The 15,229-nt window shown below is 73.0% G+C and carries 14 protein-coding genes, 1 other RNA gene and 1 pseudogene; 12 read left to right on the top strand and 4 right to left on the bottom strand.

Features of this window, described 5'->3' with window-relative positions; all coding sequences use genetic code 11:
* Positions 1 to 121: 121 nt before the first annotated feature.
* Both EYQ95_RS24450 and ubiH read right to left on the bottom strand, forming a co-directional pair.
* Positions 122 to 850, bottom strand: a pseudogene (locus tag EYQ95_RS24450) (FAD-dependent oxidoreductase); the annotation flags it as partial.
* On the bottom strand, positions 847 to 2,082 hold the full coding sequence (gene ubiH / locus EYQ95_RS24445) for a 2-octaprenyl-6-methoxyphenyl hydroxylase (RefSeq protein WP_132331518.1): 1,236 nt from the start codon (positions 2,080 to 2,082) through the stop codon (positions 847 to 849). The pseudogene EYQ95_RS24450 and the gene ubiH, both read right to left, overlap by 4 nt.
* Positions 2,083 to 2,161: 79 nt before the next feature.
* Between ubiH and EYQ95_RS24440 the strand changes: the two genes are divergently transcribed.
* The 4 genes from EYQ95_RS24440 to EYQ95_RS24425 all read left to right on the top strand — a co-directional run bounded on the left by EYQ95_RS24440 (position 2,162) and on the right by EYQ95_RS24425 (position 4,726).
* On the top strand, positions 2,162 to 2,743 hold the full coding sequence (locus EYQ95_RS24440) for a hypothetical protein (protein WP_370451337.1): 582 nt from the start codon (positions 2,162 to 2,164) through the stop codon (positions 2,741 to 2,743).
* A complete protein-coding gene (locus tag EYQ95_RS24435; protein ID WP_132331516.1) occupies positions 2,743 to 3,300 on the top strand; it encodes a cob(I)yrinic acid a,c-diamide adenosyltransferase in 558 nt (185 codons plus the stop codon). Before EYQ95_RS24440 ends, EYQ95_RS24435 begins: the two co-directional genes overlap by 1 nt.
* Positions 3,301 to 3,319: 19 nt before the next feature.
* Positions 3,320 to 3,697 (top strand): VOC family protein, encoded by a 378-nt coding sequence (locus tag EYQ95_RS24430; protein ID WP_132331514.1) that lies wholly within the window; start codon positions 3,320 to 3,322, stop codon positions 3,695 to 3,697.
* 81 nt (positions 3,698 to 3,778) lie between these two features.
* Positions 3,779 to 4,726 (top strand): histone deacetylase family protein, encoded by a 948-nt coding sequence (locus EYQ95_RS24425; protein WP_132331512.1) that lies wholly within the window; start codon positions 3,779 to 3,781, stop codon positions 4,724 to 4,726.
* Positions 4,727 to 4,738: 12 nt separating this feature from the next.
* Here EYQ95_RS24425 and EYQ95_RS24420 read toward each other — a convergent pair whose 3' ends face one another.
* Together EYQ95_RS24420 and EYQ95_RS24415 are read right to left on the bottom strand one after the other, a co-directional pair.
* Positions 4,739 to 6,073, bottom strand: coding sequence for an aminopeptidase P N-terminal domain-containing protein (locus EYQ95_RS24420; protein WP_132331510.1), 1,335 nt, complete (start codon positions 6,071 to 6,073; stop codon positions 4,739 to 4,741).
* 85 nt (positions 6,074 to 6,158) lie between these two features.
* Positions 6,159 to 6,713, bottom strand: a complete 555-nt coding sequence (locus EYQ95_RS24415) for a UPF0149 family protein (RefSeq protein WP_165924852.1) — start codon at positions 6,711 to 6,713, stop codon at positions 6,159 to 6,161.
* 68 nt (positions 6,714 to 6,781) lie between these two features.
* Here EYQ95_RS24415 and EYQ95_RS24410 point away from each other — a divergent pair, with 68 nt between their 5' ends.
* The 8 genes from EYQ95_RS24410 (at position 6,782) to EYQ95_RS24375 (ending at position 14,579) form a co-directional block, all read left to right on the top strand.
* Positions 6,782 to 11,341 (top strand): EAL domain-containing protein, encoded by a 4,560-nt coding sequence (locus EYQ95_RS24410; protein WP_165924851.1) that lies wholly within the window; start codon positions 6,782 to 6,784, stop codon positions 11,339 to 11,341.
* A 30-nt stretch (positions 11,342 to 11,371) separates the two neighbouring features.
* The gene (locus tag EYQ95_RS24405; protein ID WP_132331506.1) at positions 11,372 to 11,593 is read left to right on the top strand and encodes a TIGR02449 family protein; all 222 of its coding nucleotides are present in this window, start codon (positions 11,372 to 11,374) and stop codon (positions 11,591 to 11,593) included.
* Between the two features lie 31 nt (positions 11,594 to 11,624).
* Positions 11,625 to 11,924 (top strand): cell division protein ZapA, encoded by a 300-nt coding sequence (locus EYQ95_RS24400; RefSeq protein WP_132331504.1) that lies wholly within the window; start codon positions 11,625 to 11,627, stop codon positions 11,922 to 11,924.
* A 71-nt stretch (positions 11,925 to 11,995) separates the two neighbouring features.
* Positions 11,996 to 12,181: non-coding RNA, 6S RNA (gene ssrS, locus EYQ95_RS24395), on the top strand.
* A 51-nt stretch (positions 12,182 to 12,232) separates the two neighbouring features.
* The gene (locus EYQ95_RS24390; protein WP_132331502.1) at positions 12,233 to 12,832 is read left to right on the top strand and encodes a 5-formyltetrahydrofolate cyclo-ligase; all 600 of its coding nucleotides are present in this window, start codon (positions 12,233 to 12,235) and stop codon (positions 12,830 to 12,832) included.
* Entirely contained in the window at positions 12,829 to 13,299 is a 471-nt protein-coding gene (locus tag EYQ95_RS24385) for an EVE domain-containing protein (RefSeq protein ID WP_132331500.1), read from the top strand. Before EYQ95_RS24390 ends, EYQ95_RS24385 begins: the two co-directional genes overlap by 4 nt.
* A 4-nt stretch (positions 13,300 to 13,303) precedes the next feature.
* Positions 13,304 to 13,966: a ribose-5-phosphate isomerase RpiA gene (gene rpiA, locus EYQ95_RS24380; protein WP_132331498.1), complete on the top strand. Its 663-nt coding sequence runs from the start codon at positions 13,304 to 13,306 to the stop codon at positions 13,964 to 13,966.
* Positions 13,967 to 14,126: 160 nt separating this feature from the next.
* Complete coding sequence (locus EYQ95_RS24375) at positions 14,127 to 14,579, top strand: hypothetical protein (RefSeq protein ID WP_132331496.1); 453 nt, start codon at positions 14,127 to 14,129, stop codon at positions 14,577 to 14,579.
* Positions 14,580 to 15,229: the final 650 nt, after the last annotated feature.

Below are 15,229 nucleotides of genomic sequence, written 5' to 3'. Positions count from 1 at the left end.
CACCACGCTGCTCGGCTATACCGACCGGCCGGTGCGCGGCCAGAGCGCCACGATCGTCGGCGTCAGCAACCACGTCGCCCAGCCGGCCTTCGAACGCGGTCGCCAGCTCGGCCTCGAAGCGGTCGGCCGGCAGGCCGACGCGGGCCTGCGCGAGCGCGGCGGGCTGCGACCAGACGATGGAGCTGCGGCCGCCCACGAAGGGAAGGAAGGCCAGCGGGCCATCGGGGAGGAAGCGCTGGTAGGCGGTGTCGCGATGCGGCTCGGCGGTCTCCACGTAGGCGACCAGGCCGCACTGGCCGTAGTCGTGCGTCGGCGCCTCGATGCCGGCCATCGCACGCAGCGGCGAGGCGGCGCCGTCGGCCGCGACCACCAGCCGCGCGCGCAGCCGGCGGCCGTCGTCCAGGCGCAGCACGTCGTGCGCCTCGCCGGGCTCGCGGGCCTCGACGGCCACGGACGCATGCACCTGCACGCCGGCCTGCGGCAGGGCCTGCCACATCCGGTCGACCAGCAGCGCGTGCTCGACGATCCAGCCCAGTTCGCGCCGGCCGAAGCGGTCGGCGTCGAAATCCAGCCGTCCGGTGCCGCCGGCGTCCCAGACCTCCATGCGCCGGTAGGGCTGCACGCGCGCCTCACGCACGGCGCCGCCGATGCCGACGGAATCGAGCAGCCCCATGGCGTCCGGCGCGATGGCGTAGACGCGCAGGTCGGCATCGTCGGCGCCCCAGCGCGGCGGCAGGCGTGGCTCCACCAGCGCCACGCTCCAGCCGTCGCGCGCAAGCGCGAGCGCGGCGGCCCCGCCGACCACGCCGCCGCCGACCACCGCGACGTCGAAGACCTCGCGCGTGCTCATGCGCGGCGCCTCGCGCCGTCGGCGCGGCACAGCGCGGGCACGTCGCCCCGGTAGCCCATGGCGCCGCCGACCAGCCAGGCCTGCAGCCAGGACGGATGGTCCAGCGCCATCAGCGCGAGGCTGCGCAGCGGGCCGGCCCAGGGCGCGCGGCGCATGCCGACGCGCAGCAGGCCGTCGGAGAAGGCCAGCGTGCGGCGGCGGTCCTCGGTGCGGCGCTGCGCGTAGCGCGCGAGCATCGCGGCCTCGCCCAAGCGTTCGCGGCCGGCCGCGGCGATCTCCTCGGCCAGCGTCAGCGCGTCGCGCAGCCCGAGGTTGAAGCCCTGCGCGCCGAGCGGATGGATGGTCTGGGCGGCGTTGCCGACCAGCACCGCATGCGGCGCGACCCGCGCCTGCGCCAGCACGCGCCGCGCGGGATACCGGCTGCGCGGCCCGCAGCCCAGCACGCGGCCATGGCGCCAGCCGACCACCTGCTGGATGCGGGCGGCGAAGGCCTCGTCGTCCAGCGCCTCCACCGCGTCGGCCTCCTCCAGCGCCACCCCGTGCACCACGCCGTAATGGCGGTCCGCACGCGGCAGCAGGGCGGTGGGGCCGGCATCGGTCAGGCGTTCATGGGCGGTGCCGTCGGGCGCCTGCGCCGTGCGCAGCCGGGCGACGAACAGCGCATGGCCGTAGTCGCGCACGTCGGTGCCGATACCGAGCGCGGCGCGCACGCCACTGGCGGTGCCGTCGGCGCCCACCAGCAGCGCGGTGCGCAGGTGGACGGCGCGGCCGCCGATGTCGAGTTCCACGCGGCGCGCGCCGTCCTCGAGGCCGGTGCCGACGAAGCGCGCCGGCCGGTAGCGCACCAGGCCGCGGACCTCGCGCAGGCGCGATTCCAGCGCGACGCCGAAATCACGGGCCACCACCACCTGCCCGAAGGCCTCGCGCCCGTAGCGGGCGGCCTCCAGCCGCGCGCGGCCGAAGCCGCCGGCGCGGGTGATCTCGATGCGTCGGATGGGCCCGCCGCCCAGCTGCAGCCGCGGCAGCACGTCCAGCGCCGTCAGCGCGTTCAGCGTGGCCTCGGCGAAGCTCAGGCTGCGTTCGTCGAACACCGGTGGCATCGCGCCGTCGGGCGTGGCCTCCACGAGCGCCACGTCCAGCCCCTGGCCTTCGAGCGCGATGGCGAGGCTGGCCCCGACCAGGCCGCCTCCGACGATGACGATGTCGTGGCGGCGATCGGCGGGCATGTCCATGCGCGCATGATACGGCCTGCACCCGCGGGCTCCGCTAGAATGCCCGACCGGCCTGCCCCCTGTGCTTTCGGAGCGAAACGTGAAGCCCACGACCCAGCGCAGCCTCGTGCTGATCCTCCTCGCCCTGCTGATGGCGGGCACCCGCGCCGACCATTTCGGCCCGCTGCCGGATGCGTCCTGGGCGGTGTTCTTCGTTGGCGGCTTCATGCTGTCGAGCTGGACGCGCTGGGCGTTCCCGCTGCTGATGGCGCTGGCGGTGGCGGTCGACTACGTCGTGATCACCGCGAGCGGCGCGAGCTTCTGGCAGCACTACTGCGTCTCGCCCGCCTACTGGTGCCTGATCCCCGCCTACTTCGCGATGTGGGCCGGCGGCCTGTGGCTGCGCCGCCGCGACGTGGGCAACGACCTGCGCTCGCTCGGCCTGCTCGCCGCCGCACTCGTGGCCTCGGTGGCGCTCTGCCAGCTGATCGCGCAGGGCAGCTTCTACTGGATCTCCGGCGTGGTCGCCGAGCCCTCGCTGGCGGGCTGGTGGGACAACTACGTGACCTGGCTGCTGCCCTACATGGCGACCACCGCCAAGTACGTGGCCGTGGCCGCGGGCCTGCACGCGGTGGCGACGCAGCTCGCCCGCGGCGGCAAGGCCGGCGTCGCCACGCTCTGATGGGCAACCGCCTCTCGAAGATCTACACGCGCACCGGCGACGACGGCAGCACCGGCCTCGGCGACGGCACGCGCACGGGCAAGGACTCGCCGCGCGTCGATGCCTACGGCACGGTCGACGAGGCCAATTCCTGCATCGGCCTGGTGCTCGCCAGCCCCGGCCTGCCGGAGGACGTGGCCAGCCTGCTGACGGCGATCCAGCACCAGCTCTTCGACCTCGGCGGCGAGCTGTGCATCCCCGGGCATTCGGCGATCTTCGACGCCGACATCGAGCGCCTCGAGCAGCGGCTCGACGCCTTCAACGAGCCACTGCCGCCGCTGAAGGACTTCATCCTGCCCGGCGGTGGCGAGGCGGCCGCGCGCTGCCACGTCGCGCGCACCGTGGTGCGCCGCGCCGAGCGCGAATGCGTGGCCCTCTCGCGCGTGGAGCCGGTGCGCCCGGAGGCCATCCGCTACCTCAACCGCCTCTCCGACCTGCTCTTCGTCCTCGCCCGCGTGCTGGCCCGCGCCAGCGGGCATGGCGAGGTGCTGTGGAACCACCAGCGCCGGCACGGCTGAGCACGACGCCCCACCGCCCATGGCAGGCCCCGCGCGCGCCGGTGTCTTCGTCTACGCGCTCGACGTCGAGCGCATCGCCGCGTTTTACGCGCACGTGCTGGGGCTGGCCCGGGTGCACGCACGCGCGGACCTCGTGGTGCTCCATGGCGCCGACCTGCAACTCGTCGTGCTGGCGATGCCGCCGATGGCGGGCGCATCGATGACCGCCCCGGACACGCCACGCGCAGGTGCGCTCGGCTTCTTCGCCACGGTCGATGCCCTGGCCGATGCCGCCGCGCGCGCGGCCCAGCGCGGCGGCCGAGTGCTCGACGGGCGCTGGGCCGGCCCGGGCTTCACCGTCGCCCGGGCGATGGATCCGGAAGGCAACGCCTTCCAGCTGCGCGAGCCGCGCGCCTAGGGCCCGCGGAACGCCGGGCATCGAGCGCGCGCGGCCCGGGAGCGGCGCACGTGGCCATGGACGATCGGCGAGAATGCCCGCATGAGCGACCGCCTGCCCCTCCTGCTGCTGACCCATCCCGCCTGCGCCGCGCACGTGCCGCCGCCGGGCCATGCCGAGCGGCCCGAGCGCCTGGCCGCGGTGCTCGACGCCATCCGCGATACCTATCCCGAGCTGCCCTGGGCCGAAGCGCCGCTGGCCACGCGCGCGCAGCTCGCCCGCGTGCACGACGAGGCACTCATCCGCCAGGTGCTGGATACGCCGGTCGCCGAGGGTACGGTGCAGCTCGATCCCGACACCTTCCTCTCGCCCGGCGCGGCCGAGGCCGCCTTGCGGTGCGCGGGCGCCGGTATCGCGGCGGTGGATGCGGTGCTCGCCGGCCGCGCGCGCCGCGTGTTCTGCGCGGTGCGCCCGCCGGGCCACCACGCCACCCGTGACACCGCGATGGGCTTCTGCTTCTTCGACTCCATCGCGGTGGCGGCGGCGCATGCGCTCGACGCGCACGGCCTGGAACGCGTGGCGATCGTCGACTTCGACGTGCACCACGGCAACGGCACGCAGGCGATCTTCGAGGCCGATCCGCGCGTGGTCTTCTGCAGCTCGCACCAGCTGCCGCTGTATCCCGACAGCGGCTTCGCCCACGAGCGCGGCGTCGGCAACGTGTTCAACGCGCCGCTGCCGCCGGGCACCAGCAGCGAGGGTTTCCGCCGCGCCTGGGCCGATACGCTGCTGCCGGCGATCGAGGCGCACCGCCCGCAGCTGCTCTTCATCTCCGCCGGCTTCGACGCCCACCAGCGCGATCCGCTCGCGCAGCTGGAGCTGGAGGCGGTCGACTACCTCTGGATCACCGGGCAGCTGCGCGACCTCGCTCGCCGCCATTGCGATGGCCGCATCGTGTCGATGCTGGAAGGCGGCTACGACCTGCAGGCGCTGGCCGAATCGGCCGCGGCGCACGTGGGCGCGCTGGTGGCCGACGGCGCGAGCTGGTAGCGCGCCCCGCGCCTATGCCGCGGCGCCGGCCCGCGCGTCGGCCATGAAGGCCTCCACCTCGTCCGCGCGCCTGGCCAGCGCGTCGGTGAGCACGCGGGGGCCGTCCTTGGTCACCAGCACGTCGTCCTCGATGCGGATGCCGATGCCACGCCACTTCGGGTCCACCGTCGTGTCGTCGGCGGCCACGTACAGGCCGGGCTCGATGGTGAAGACCATGCCCGGCTCGAGCAGCCGCGACTGTCCTTCGAAGCGGTAGTCGCCCACGTCGTGCACGTCCAAGCCCAGCCAGTGGCCGGTCTTGTGGCGGTAGAAGCGCTTGTAGGCGCCGTCGGCGATCACCTTCTCCAGCCGCCCCCTGAGCAGGCCCAGCCGCAGCAGGCCCTCCGACAGCGTGGCCACCGCCGCCGCGTGGATCGCGTCCCAGGCCTCGCCCGGTCGTGCCCTGGCCAGCGCGGCGGCCTGCGCATCGCAGACCAGCTCGTGCAGGGCGCGCTGCGCCGCCGAATACCGCCCGTTGACCGGGAAGGTGCGGGTGATGTCGGCCGCATAGCCCTGCACCTCCGCGCCGGCGTCGATCAGCACCAGCTCGCCGTCGCGCGCGGTGGCGGCGTTGGCGCGGTAATGCAGCACGCAGGCGTTCGCGCCGGCGCCGACGATGCATTCGTAGGCCGGCACCGCGTTGTGGCGGCGGAACACGTACTCGAGCTCGGCCTGCAGCTGGTATTCGGTGATGCCGGGCCGGGCCGCGCGCATCGCCGCCTCGTGCGCGGCGACGCTCACGTCGGCGGCCTTCTGCATGAGCCTGAGCTCGCCGGCGTCCTTGAACAGGCGCATCTCGTCCAGCAGGTGGCCCAGTTCGAGGAACTCGTGCGGCGGCTGCGCGCCGCTGCGCACCTGCGCGCGCACGCGGTTGAGCCAGCCGATGAGCTTGAGGTCGAAGTCCTTGTCGCGGCCGAAGTGGTAGTAGACGCGCGAGCGCCCTTCCAGCAGGCCGGGCAGGATGTCGTCCAGGTCGGTGATGGGATAGGCGTCGTCCACGCCGAAGGCCTCGACCGCGCCTTCCGGGCCGGCGCGCGGGCCGTCCCAGCCCTCGCGCTCGGGATCGCGCTCGCGGCAGAACAGGATGGCCTCGCCATGGGCGCGCCCCGGGATCAGCGCCAGCACCGCGTCCGGCTCCGGGAAGCCGGTGAGGTACAGCAGGTCGGAGTCCTGCCGATAAGGGAAATGCGTGTCCCGGCTGCGCACGCGCTCGGCGGCGGCGGGAACGATGACGATCGCGTTGTCGCCGGCCAGGCGCATGAGCTGGCGGCGGCGGCGCGCGTAGGGATCCTTCGGACGACTCGGCATGGCGGAACGCGACTGGACGGCGACGGCGATCTTAGGCCCTGCGCGCCATGCCGCGCGCCGGCGCCGCGCGCCGCCGCGCCCGCGTTCAGTTCAAGCGCTGCCGATGGCGCGCGGCGAGCACGCAATCGCCGTGCAGCAGCAGCGCCGCCACGCGCACGAACTCCTCGATCTCGATCAGCGCTTCCTCGTCCTCCTCGTCGCCGTCGTCCTGCGCCTCGGCCGAGGCGAGCTTGGCGAGGTCCGCCAGCGCCTCGCGGCTCTCCTCGGAGAGGCCCGACAACGCCTTGTCGCCGGCCGCAAGCCCGAACGCACCGACGAAGCCGCGGCACCAGTCGAACAGCGCGCCGCTGCGCTCGACCAGCGCGGCCTCGGCCTCCGGCAGCAGCAGTTCGAACTCGAAGCTGCGATCCTCCAGCTGCGCGGCGGTGGACTCGCGCAGCCGGTCCAGCGGCGAACCGGGCTCGGGCGCCGGCACGGAGGCATCGGCGAATACCGAAGCCAGCCAGCCGCGCTCGTTGGAACCGCCGCCGGCCAGCCAGCCGCACAGGGCCCCATGCAGTTCCCAGGCGCTGGTGGCCAGCCCGAGGCGGCCCGTTTCGGCGTCGATGCGCGAGGGCGCGGGCAAGTCGTGGTCGGACACGGGCAGGGAGCGGCTACGAAGGGCCGCGCAGTCTAGCAATGCCAGCGTCCACGCCCCCGCGTCCGGTTGTGACCGCGCTGCATGCGGGCCTAAACTGGCCGGTATCCAGCCCGGCCCGTTCCGTGCGCGCACCGACCCTCCCTAGCGTCGCGCAGGCCCTCCTCCTGCTCGTCCTGTTCGCCCTGGCACCGGCCGCGGGCGCCGTGACGCGCGAGTTCCATTTCCAGCGGCTGGCGAGCGAGCGCGGCCTGACGCAGAGCAGCGTCAACGCGCTGGCGCAGGACCGCCAGGGCTTCGTGTGGGTCGCCACCCAGGGCGGCCTGCACCGCTACGACGGCGAGCGCTACCGCCTGTTCCGCCACGACCCGGCCGATCCGTCCAGCCTGCCCGACAGCTTCGTCACCGCCCTGGCGCTGGACGCGGACGGACAGTCGATCTGGGTCGGCAGCTACTCGCAGTATGTCGCGCGGCTGGACCTGCGCACCGGCGGAATCCGCCGCTACGCGCAGACCGTGGACAAGCGCCGCGATGCGCGCCAGGTGCTGACCGTGCGGGCCGAGCCCGGCGTGGTGTGGATCGGGACCGTCGCGGGGCTGGACCGCCTGGACCCGGCCACCGGCCGGATCGAGCGCGTCCTCGCCCTGCCGGCCCTGCCCCGCAGCCAGCGCCGTGCCCAGCAGCTCGCGCGCGACCGCGACGGCCGCCTGTGGTACGCGACCGACGACGGCCTGCATGTGCTGGATGCCACCGGAACCTGGCGGCGCGTGGCCGACGGCCCTCTGCACGCCGTGCTCGCGGCGCGCGATGGCCGCCTGCTGGTGGGCGGGCCGGACGGGCTGTCGGCGGTCTCGGGCGGCGCATTGCAGCCCGTCTGGCCCCGCGGGCGCGAGCCGGCGCGTGCGGTGCGCGCCATCGCCGAGGACCGGGCGGGACGCATCTGGATCTCGGCCTATACCGCCGGCCTTCGCCGGATCGACCCGGCCGGCGACGTGGTCGTGCTGCGCCAGGACGAGAGGCTGCCGGGGGCACTGCCGGAAGACAGCATCAACGCGCTGCTGGTGGACGCCAGCGGCATGCTCTGGGCGGGCGGCCAGTACCGGGGCGCGTCGGTGGCCGACCCGGACGGCAGCCCGTTTCCACTGGTCACCGACCTCGATCGCGTCCCCGGCGTGCATCCCGCCGCGGACGGGAGCATCCGCGCCGTGCATGGCACCCCCGGCGCGCTCTGGATCGGCACCGACGCCAACCGCTTGCTGCGTTACGACCTGCGCGCCCGCCGCTTCGACGACCTGACGCCGCGCCTGCCCGCACCGGCCGGTCGCGTGGCCGGCTTCGCCCCTGCCGGCGACGGGCGCCTGTGGGTCGCCACCGGCAGCGGCCTGGTCCTGCTCGACACCGCCAGCCTCCGCATGCGCCGGGTCGACCTCGGCGCCCACAGCCACGCCAGCCTCCGGGCCATCGCGCGCGACCGCCAGGGCGGGCTCTGGCTGGGCACCGCGGGCAGCGGGGCGCTCCACCACGACCCCGCGACCGGCCGCACGCGCCACTTCCCGGCCGGCACCGCCCCCGGCGCCCTGGCGCATCCGAACGTGCATGCCGTGCTGGTCGACCGCCGCGGCCGTGTCTGGCTGGGCACCGGCGACGGCCTGGACCTGCTGGATCCCGCCACGGGCCGCTTCCGCCATTTCCGCCAGGCGGTGGACGAGCCCGGCGCACTGCCGGGCAACGTCGTGCGTTCGTTGCTGGAGGACGCCTCCGGCCGGATCTGGGTAGGAACCCATGCCGGGATCAGCGAAGCGGTGGAAACGGCCGGCACGGTCCGTTTCGAGCAGCCGCTCGCGCGCGAGCCCGCGTACCGCAGCCTGAGCATGTTCTCCCTGCAGGAAGCGCCTGCCGGCACGCTCTGGGCCGGTACCGATGCCGGGCTGCTGCGTTACCGGCCAGCCCGGGGGCGCGCGCGCCTGTTCGGTCTCGGCGACGGCCTGCAGGATCTGGAGTTCAACGGCGGTGCCAGCGGCCGCCTGGCCGACGGCCGCCTCGCATTCGGCGGCGTGCGCGGCATCAACCTCGTCGATCCCACCCGCGTGGCGGACGACCGCCATGCCGCCCCGCTCCGCCTGCTCTCGGCACGCAGCGACGGCCACGACCTCGACAGCGCGCCCTGGCAACGGCCGGCCATCCACATCCCGGCCGACGCCGCCCTGTTGCGCGTGCGCATCGGCGCCCTGGACTTCGCGCCCTCGGCGGTGCTGCGCTACCGCTACCGCCTCGACGGCTTCGACCGCGCCTGGATCGATAACGGCAGCTCGCGCGACATCACCTATACCCAGCTGCCACCGGGCCGCTACGTCTTCCGCGCGCAGGCGACCGACCGCGGAGGGCGCTGGTCCGAGCGCACCGAGCTGCGCATCCCCGTGACCGTCGACACCCCGCTCTGGCGCCAGCCGGCCATGCTCGTGCTGCTGGCGGCGCTGGCCCTGGCGCCGGTGGGTGTCGCGGTCTGGCAGTGGCGCGAGCGCCGCCGCCGCGAGCGCGACTACCTTCGCCGCCTGCGCGAGCGCGAGGAGCGCCTGAAGCTCGCGCTGTGGGCCTCGGGCGAGCAGTTCTGGGACTACGACCTCGCCCGCGGTGTCATGCACCGCATGCGCGCGCGCGACCCCACGTCGCCCGGTCGCCGCATCGACAGCGAGGCCGTGGCCGAACACGACCACGTCATCCACCCCGACGACCTCGAACGCGTGCGCACGCAGTTCCGCCGCCACGTCGCCGGCGAGCTGCCCGTGTTCGAATCGCAGCACCGCATCGTCGGGCCCGACGGCGAATGGATGTGGGTGCGGGCGCGGGGGCGCGTCGTCGAGCGCGACGCCGCCGGGCGCGCCCTGCGCATCGCCGGCACCGCGCGCGACATCACCGCCACGCGCCGCGCCGAACGGGAGCGCCGCGTCGCCAGCGAGGTGCTGCGCTCGATGGCCGAAGCCGTGGCCGTGTTCGACGACGACTTCCATTTCATCTCGGTGAATCCGGCGTTCACGCGGATGACCGGCTACACGGAGGCCGAAGTCGTCGGCCAGTCGACCAGCCTGATCGACAGCCGCCAGCACGACGAAGCCGTCTATCACCAGATGCGCGCAGACCTCCGGCGCGAGGGTCGCTGGTCGGGCGAGCTCTGGCAGCGCCGCAAGGACGGCAGCGAGTTCCTGTGCTGGCTGCAGGCCAGCGTGGTGCTGGACGCGGCCGGCCAGCGCGGCCACTGGGTGGCGGTGCTGTCGGACATCACCGACCAGAAGCGCGCCGAGCAGGAACTGCGTTATCTGGCCAACTACGACACGCTGACGGGCCTGCCCAACCGCGCCCTGCTGTCGGAACGGCTGTCGCGGGCCATGGCGCGCGCACGCCGCCACGGCAGCCGGCTGGCGGTGCTGTTCCTGGACCTCGACCGCTTCAAGGACATCAACGATTCACTCGGCCACGCCGCGGGCGACGCGATCCTGCGCGCCACCGCGGCGCGGCTGCAGCATGCCGTCGGCGGCCACCACACTGTCGCACGCCTGGGCGGCGACGAGTTCACCGTGATCCTCGAGCACCTGGAGGACGTCGAGGAAGCCGAGCGGATCGCGGGCCAGCTGCTCGCCGCATTCGAGCAGCCGCTGGAAGCCGGCGACCTGCACGACATCGTCATCAGCCCGTCCATCGGCATCGCGCTGTTCCCCGACCATGCCGACACGCCGTCGGACGTGCTCAAGCACGCCGACACCGCGATGTACCAGGCCAAGGCGATGGGCCGGCGCACCTTCATGCGCTACGCCGGCAGCATGGAGGCCGACGTGCGCCGCCGCGCCTCGCTCTCGGCGGCCCTGCGCAAGGTGATCGACCGCGACGAGCTGCGGCTGGTCTACCAGCCTCGCATGCATGTCGCCAGCGGCGCGCTGGTGGGCGTGGAAGCCCTGCTGCGGTGGAAATCCGAGGAGTTCGGCGACGTCTCGCCGGCGCAGTTCATCCCGCTCGCGGAAGAATCGGGCCTGATCCTCGAGATCGGCGAGTGGGCGCTGCGCCACGCCTGCGTGCAGCTCCAGGCCTGGCGCGCCGACGGCGTCGAGGCCTCCATGTCGGTCAACGTATCGGCGCTGCAGCTGCGTCGCGGCGACCTGCCCGGCGTGATCGAACGCACGTTGCAGGAAACCGGCCTGCCCGCCGGGTGCCTGGAGATCGAGCTCACCGAGAGCATCGTCATGGCCGAGGAAACCTGGCCGGCGCTGCACGCGATCCGCGAACTGGGCGTGCGCATGGCCATCGACGACTTCGGTACCGGCTACTCGTCGCTGGCCTACCTCAAGCGCCTGCCGATCAACACGCTCAAGATCGACCGCGAGTTCATCGGCGACCTCACCCGCGACCCCGACGACGAGGCCATCACCAGCGCGGTCATCGCCATGGGCCACTCGCTGGGGCTGCACGTGGTAGCCGAGGGCGTGGAAACCGAGGACCAGCTCGCCTTCCTGCGACGCGTCGGCTGCGACGAGATCCAGGGCTACTGGCTCGCGCGCCCGCTGGAGGCGACCGACTGCCACGCCTTCCTCCGCGGCTGGCACGTCGACGCGACCGCGGCCAGGCCGGCCGTCGCGCCTTGACCGGCGACACCCCGCTGCTATCGTGCGCCCATGGACCGCCTCGATCCCCTCGACCAGCTGCATGCACTCGCACGCCGCATCGACGATCTGGGCGACCGCATGCGCCGGCTGCAGGACGAGAACCGCGGCCTGCGCCAGCGCGAGCAGGAACTGCTCGCCGAGCGCGCTTCCCTGCTGGCCAAGAACGAAGCTGCACGCGTACGCGTGGAAGCGATGATCGCGCGGCTGAAGTCGCTGGAGCAGAACACGTGAGCGCAGCGCGCCGCGCGGGCGGGAAATCACCATGAGCAATGCCGAACCCGTCAACGTCCGCCTGCTCGACCGCGAATACACCGTCGGTTGCACGCCGGACCAGAAGGAAGGCCTGCTGGCCGCCGCGCGCCTGCTCGACAACCGCATGCGCGAGATCCGTGGCGGCAACCGCATGGCGGCGGTCGATCGCGTCGCCGTGCTCGCCGCGCTGAACATCGCGCACGAGCTCCTGCAGGCGCGTCGCGAAGGCGAGCGCGAACAGGAGATCGCGCGCTCGCTGGGCCGCCTCAACGAACGCCTCGACGACCTGCTCGACCCGCCCGGGCGCTGAGGCATGAATCGGCGCCCAGCGACGGCGCGCTGCACGCGTCGCGCACGAAGCGAAGCGCTATACTGCGTCCACGTCCTCTGCCGTGTGCGACGGCGTGTGCAAACATTCGCCTTGTTCCTTAATGACGACACCGGGAGCGTGGCGGACACCTGGCGCGCAAGCCCGCCCGTGAGCGGGAAGCCCGAAGGTGGCCCAGCGTTCCCACTTGAACCCCGGGTTCAAGGTCGTTTCGCACGCATCGGCATGGTGGAGGACGCACTCTTTCCGCCGGTTCTCCATCGCTACGCGAACGCGTGGAACCGCGCCGCATGACGCAACCCCCGACCGATCCCGCGGCCCTGCGCCGCGAAATGCGCGCACGCCGTGCGGGCCTGTCGCCCGCGCTGCGCATCGGCGCGGCCCAGCGGATCGCCGAGCGCCTGCACGCCCTGCCCGGCCTGCCGGGCGAGGGCTATGCCGCAGGCTACTGGGCCGTCGGCGGCGAAGCCGCACTGCACGCCTGGCAGATCGCGCTGCCGCCCGGCCTGGTCTACTGCCTCCCGGTCCTGTGCGAGGACGACGTGCTGCGCTTCGCGCCCTGGCGGGCCGGCGACACGCTGGTCGCCAACCGCTTCGGCATTCCCGAGCCCGACGTCGCGCGTTCGTCGCTGCTTTCGGCCAGCGAGCTCGCGCTTGCGGTCGTCCCGCTCGTCGCCTTCGACGCCGACTGCCATCGCATCGGCATGGGCGGAGGCTGGTACGACCGCACGTTCGCGGCGCGCGTCGGCAATCCCGGACCGCCGTTGCTGGTCGGCGCGGCCTACGAGATCCAGCGCGTTCCCCGGATCGACCCGGCGCCCTGGGACGTGCGCCTGGATGCCGTCTGCACCGAAGCCGCCACCTACCTCCGCGACGACCCCAGCGCATGACCACCCGCCGACGCCACTGGCTCATGAAGTCCGAGCCCGACGCCTTCTCCATCGACGACCTCGCGCGCGTGGGCACCGCGCCCTGGACGGGCGTTCGCAACTACCAGGCGCGCAATTACATGCGCAACGGCATGAAGCCGGGCGACGGCGTGCTGTTCTATCACTCCAACTGCAATCCGCCGGGCATCGTCGGCACGGCGACGGTAGCCAGCCTGCCGTATCCGGACCCGACCCAGTTCGACCGGTCCTCGCACTACTTCGACCCGAAGGCCACGCAGGAGGAGCCGCGCTGGTTCCTCGTCGACGTCGCCTTCGAGCGCAAGCTCGATCGCATGATCACCCTGGAGGAAATCCGCCGCCACGCGGACGACCTCGGCGACGAATTCGCGCTGATCAAGCGCGGCAGCCGCCTGTCGGTGATGCCGGTGAGCGCAGCGCAGTGGAAGCTCCTTCTCTCCCTCGAGTGACGTCATGACCGAAGCCAAGCGCCTGGCCGCCGAAAAAGCCATCGAATACGTCGAGGACGGCATGATCGTCGGCGTCGGCACGGGCTCCACCGTCGCCTACTTCATCGACGCACTCGGCCGCATGGCCGACCGCATCCGGGGCGCGGTCTCCAGTTCCGAGCAGAGCACCGAACGCCTGCGACGCCACGGCATCGAGGTCCTCGACCTCAATTCGACCGGGCCGCTCGCCCTCTACGTGGACGGCGCCGACGAATGCGATCCGCACAAGCGCCTGATCAAGGGCGGCGGCGCGGCCCTGACGCGGGAGAAGATCATCGCCGAGGCCAGCGAGCGCTTCGTCTGCATCGTCGACCCGAGCAAGTGCGTCGACGTCCTCGGCCGCTTTCCCCTGCCGGTGGAAGTCATCCCGATGGCGCGCAGCCTCGTCGCCCGCCGCATTCTCGAACGGACGGGCGGCCAGCCGGTCTGGCGCATGGACGCCAGCGAGCGCGGCGTAGTCACCGACAACGGCAACGCCATCCTCGACGTGCACGGCCTCGAGATCACCGATCCGGTCGCACTCGAGAGCGAGCTCAACCAGATCCCCGGCGTCGTCAGCGTGGGCCTGTTCGCCCGCCGCCCTGCGGACATCGTCATCATCGGATCCGAGCCGCCGCGGGTGCTCTGAACCCGCCGTAGCCCGCGAACGGGGAGCCGCGCGCACAGCGGGCGCGCCTGCGATCCCGGCAGCCACGCGAAGCCGGGCAGCCGCTTGTCGGAATCGCAGGCCGCAGCCGCCCCTGCAGCGCGCGAGTAATTAAGCTGCTCCCGTGCAAAGGAGCCATGCCATGAGAATCGCCGGACTCGTCCTGCTCGCCTGCCTGGGTGCCGGCGCCGCGATCGCCCAGACCGCGCCGCGCCTGCGCGCCGCGCCCTTCGCACCGGTGGCCACTCCAGCCCCTGCGGCTGTCGAAACCGACGCGATCAAGGACTACCGGGCCCTGTACGAGAAGGAGGCGCAGAAGAACCGCGAACTGCGGTCCCAGGTCGCCTCTCTGACCGAGCGGATCGCCCAGATCACCCGCCCCGACGGCAGCCTGGTCCAGGCCTACTGCGAAAGCGCGACGCTCAGCCGCAACACGGCCGGCGCCAGCAATGACTGCTCCGTCGGTGGCCTGACCTGCGAGCCGGTCACCGGTCTGTGTCGCACCACCGCCCAGTCCAGCCTGCACTGTGCCATCGGCTTCACATACTGCTCCAAGTATGCGAGCTGCGTCCGCTCGGCCGACGCCTGCCAGTAGCAGCAATCTTGCTGGGGGGAGCCCGATCCCGTGCGGTTCCCACCCCGGGCCGCACAGTCCCCCGGGCAACATTGCACCCGTGGACTTACGCCGCTGACCCGCGAGCCCCGCAAGCACGAGCATCCGCGGCGCGACGCTGCGCGGGTCGAAACCACCGCGGCACGGGTTTCGGGAAGTCGGGGTGCCGTAGTCGTTGCTCGATACCAAGCCAGCACAACCCTGATCCTGGCACCGCGCGCGGGCGTCTGCAGAACCGGAAGCCGGTAGCTGCCGCTCGAGCAGGACCAGTGGACGCGCCTACCGCATAGACATGGGGTCAGGACAGGGCGGCATCGCCCGGCCTCAAGCGGACTCGGGGCGCGTCGCAGCCAAACCGACCCTGCGCTGCCCGCCGATGTCCGGCCGGCCCGCGCGGCGGGCGGCACCCAAGGCACGCCTCGAACGAACTCAACGACCGTCCGCGGTTCGCCGTAACCGGCCGCCGCCATGCCAGCCGGCTCGCCGGCTTCAATACGGTGGCCGGCAACAGCCCGACGGAATCCGACCGCTTCCGCCGCCAGTTGTGCCAGGCGGCTGCACCCGTGGCCCCGAGGGTTGCCCGCGGGCGGCGCGAGCATGCCGTACGGGTTGGGGCGCGGCCTGTTTCGCCG

The organism is Lysobacter sp. N42, from assembly GCF_004344885.1.
This window is presented reverse-complemented; position numbering and strand designations above follow the sequence as displayed.

Coding starts and splice junctions, on each gene's coding strand:
- EYQ95_RS24375 (WP_132331496.1), top strand. CDS start 14,127: ATGAGAATCGCCGGACTCGTCCTGCTCGCCTGCCTGGGTGCCGGCGCC.
- EYQ95_RS24390 (WP_132331502.1), top strand. CDS start 12,233: ATGACGCAACCCCCGACCGATCCCGCGGCCCTGCGCCGCGAAATGCGC.
- EYQ95_RS24430 (WP_132331514.1), top strand. CDS start 3,320: ATGGCAGGCCCCGCGCGCGCCGGTGTCTTCGTCTACGCGCTCGACGTC.
- ubiH (WP_132331518.1), bottom strand. CDS start 2,082: ATGGACATGCCCGCCGATCGCCGCCACGACATCGTCATCGTCGGAGGC.
- EYQ95_RS24405 (WP_132331506.1), top strand. CDS start 11,372: ATGGACCGCCTCGATCCCCTCGACCAGCTGCATGCACTCGCACGCCGC.
- EYQ95_RS24385 (WP_132331500.1), top strand. CDS start 12,829: ATGACCACCCGCCGACGCCACTGGCTCATGAAGTCCGAGCCCGACGCC.
- EYQ95_RS24400 (WP_132331504.1), top strand. CDS start 11,625: ATGAGCAATGCCGAACCCGTCAACGTCCGCCTGCTCGACCGCGAATAC.
- EYQ95_RS24435 (WP_132331516.1), top strand. CDS start 2,743: ATGGGCAACCGCCTCTCGAAGATCTACACGCGCACCGGCGACGACGGC.
- rpiA (WP_132331498.1), top strand. CDS start 13,304: ATGACCGAAGCCAAGCGCCTGGCCGCCGAAAAAGCCATCGAATACGTC.
- EYQ95_RS24420 (WP_132331510.1), bottom strand. CDS start 6,073: ATGCCGAGTCGTCCGAAGGATCCCTACGCGCGCCGCCGCCGCCAGCTC.
- EYQ95_RS24425 (WP_132331512.1), top strand. CDS start 3,779: ATGAGCGACCGCCTGCCCCTCCTGCTGCTGACCCATCCCGCCTGCGCC.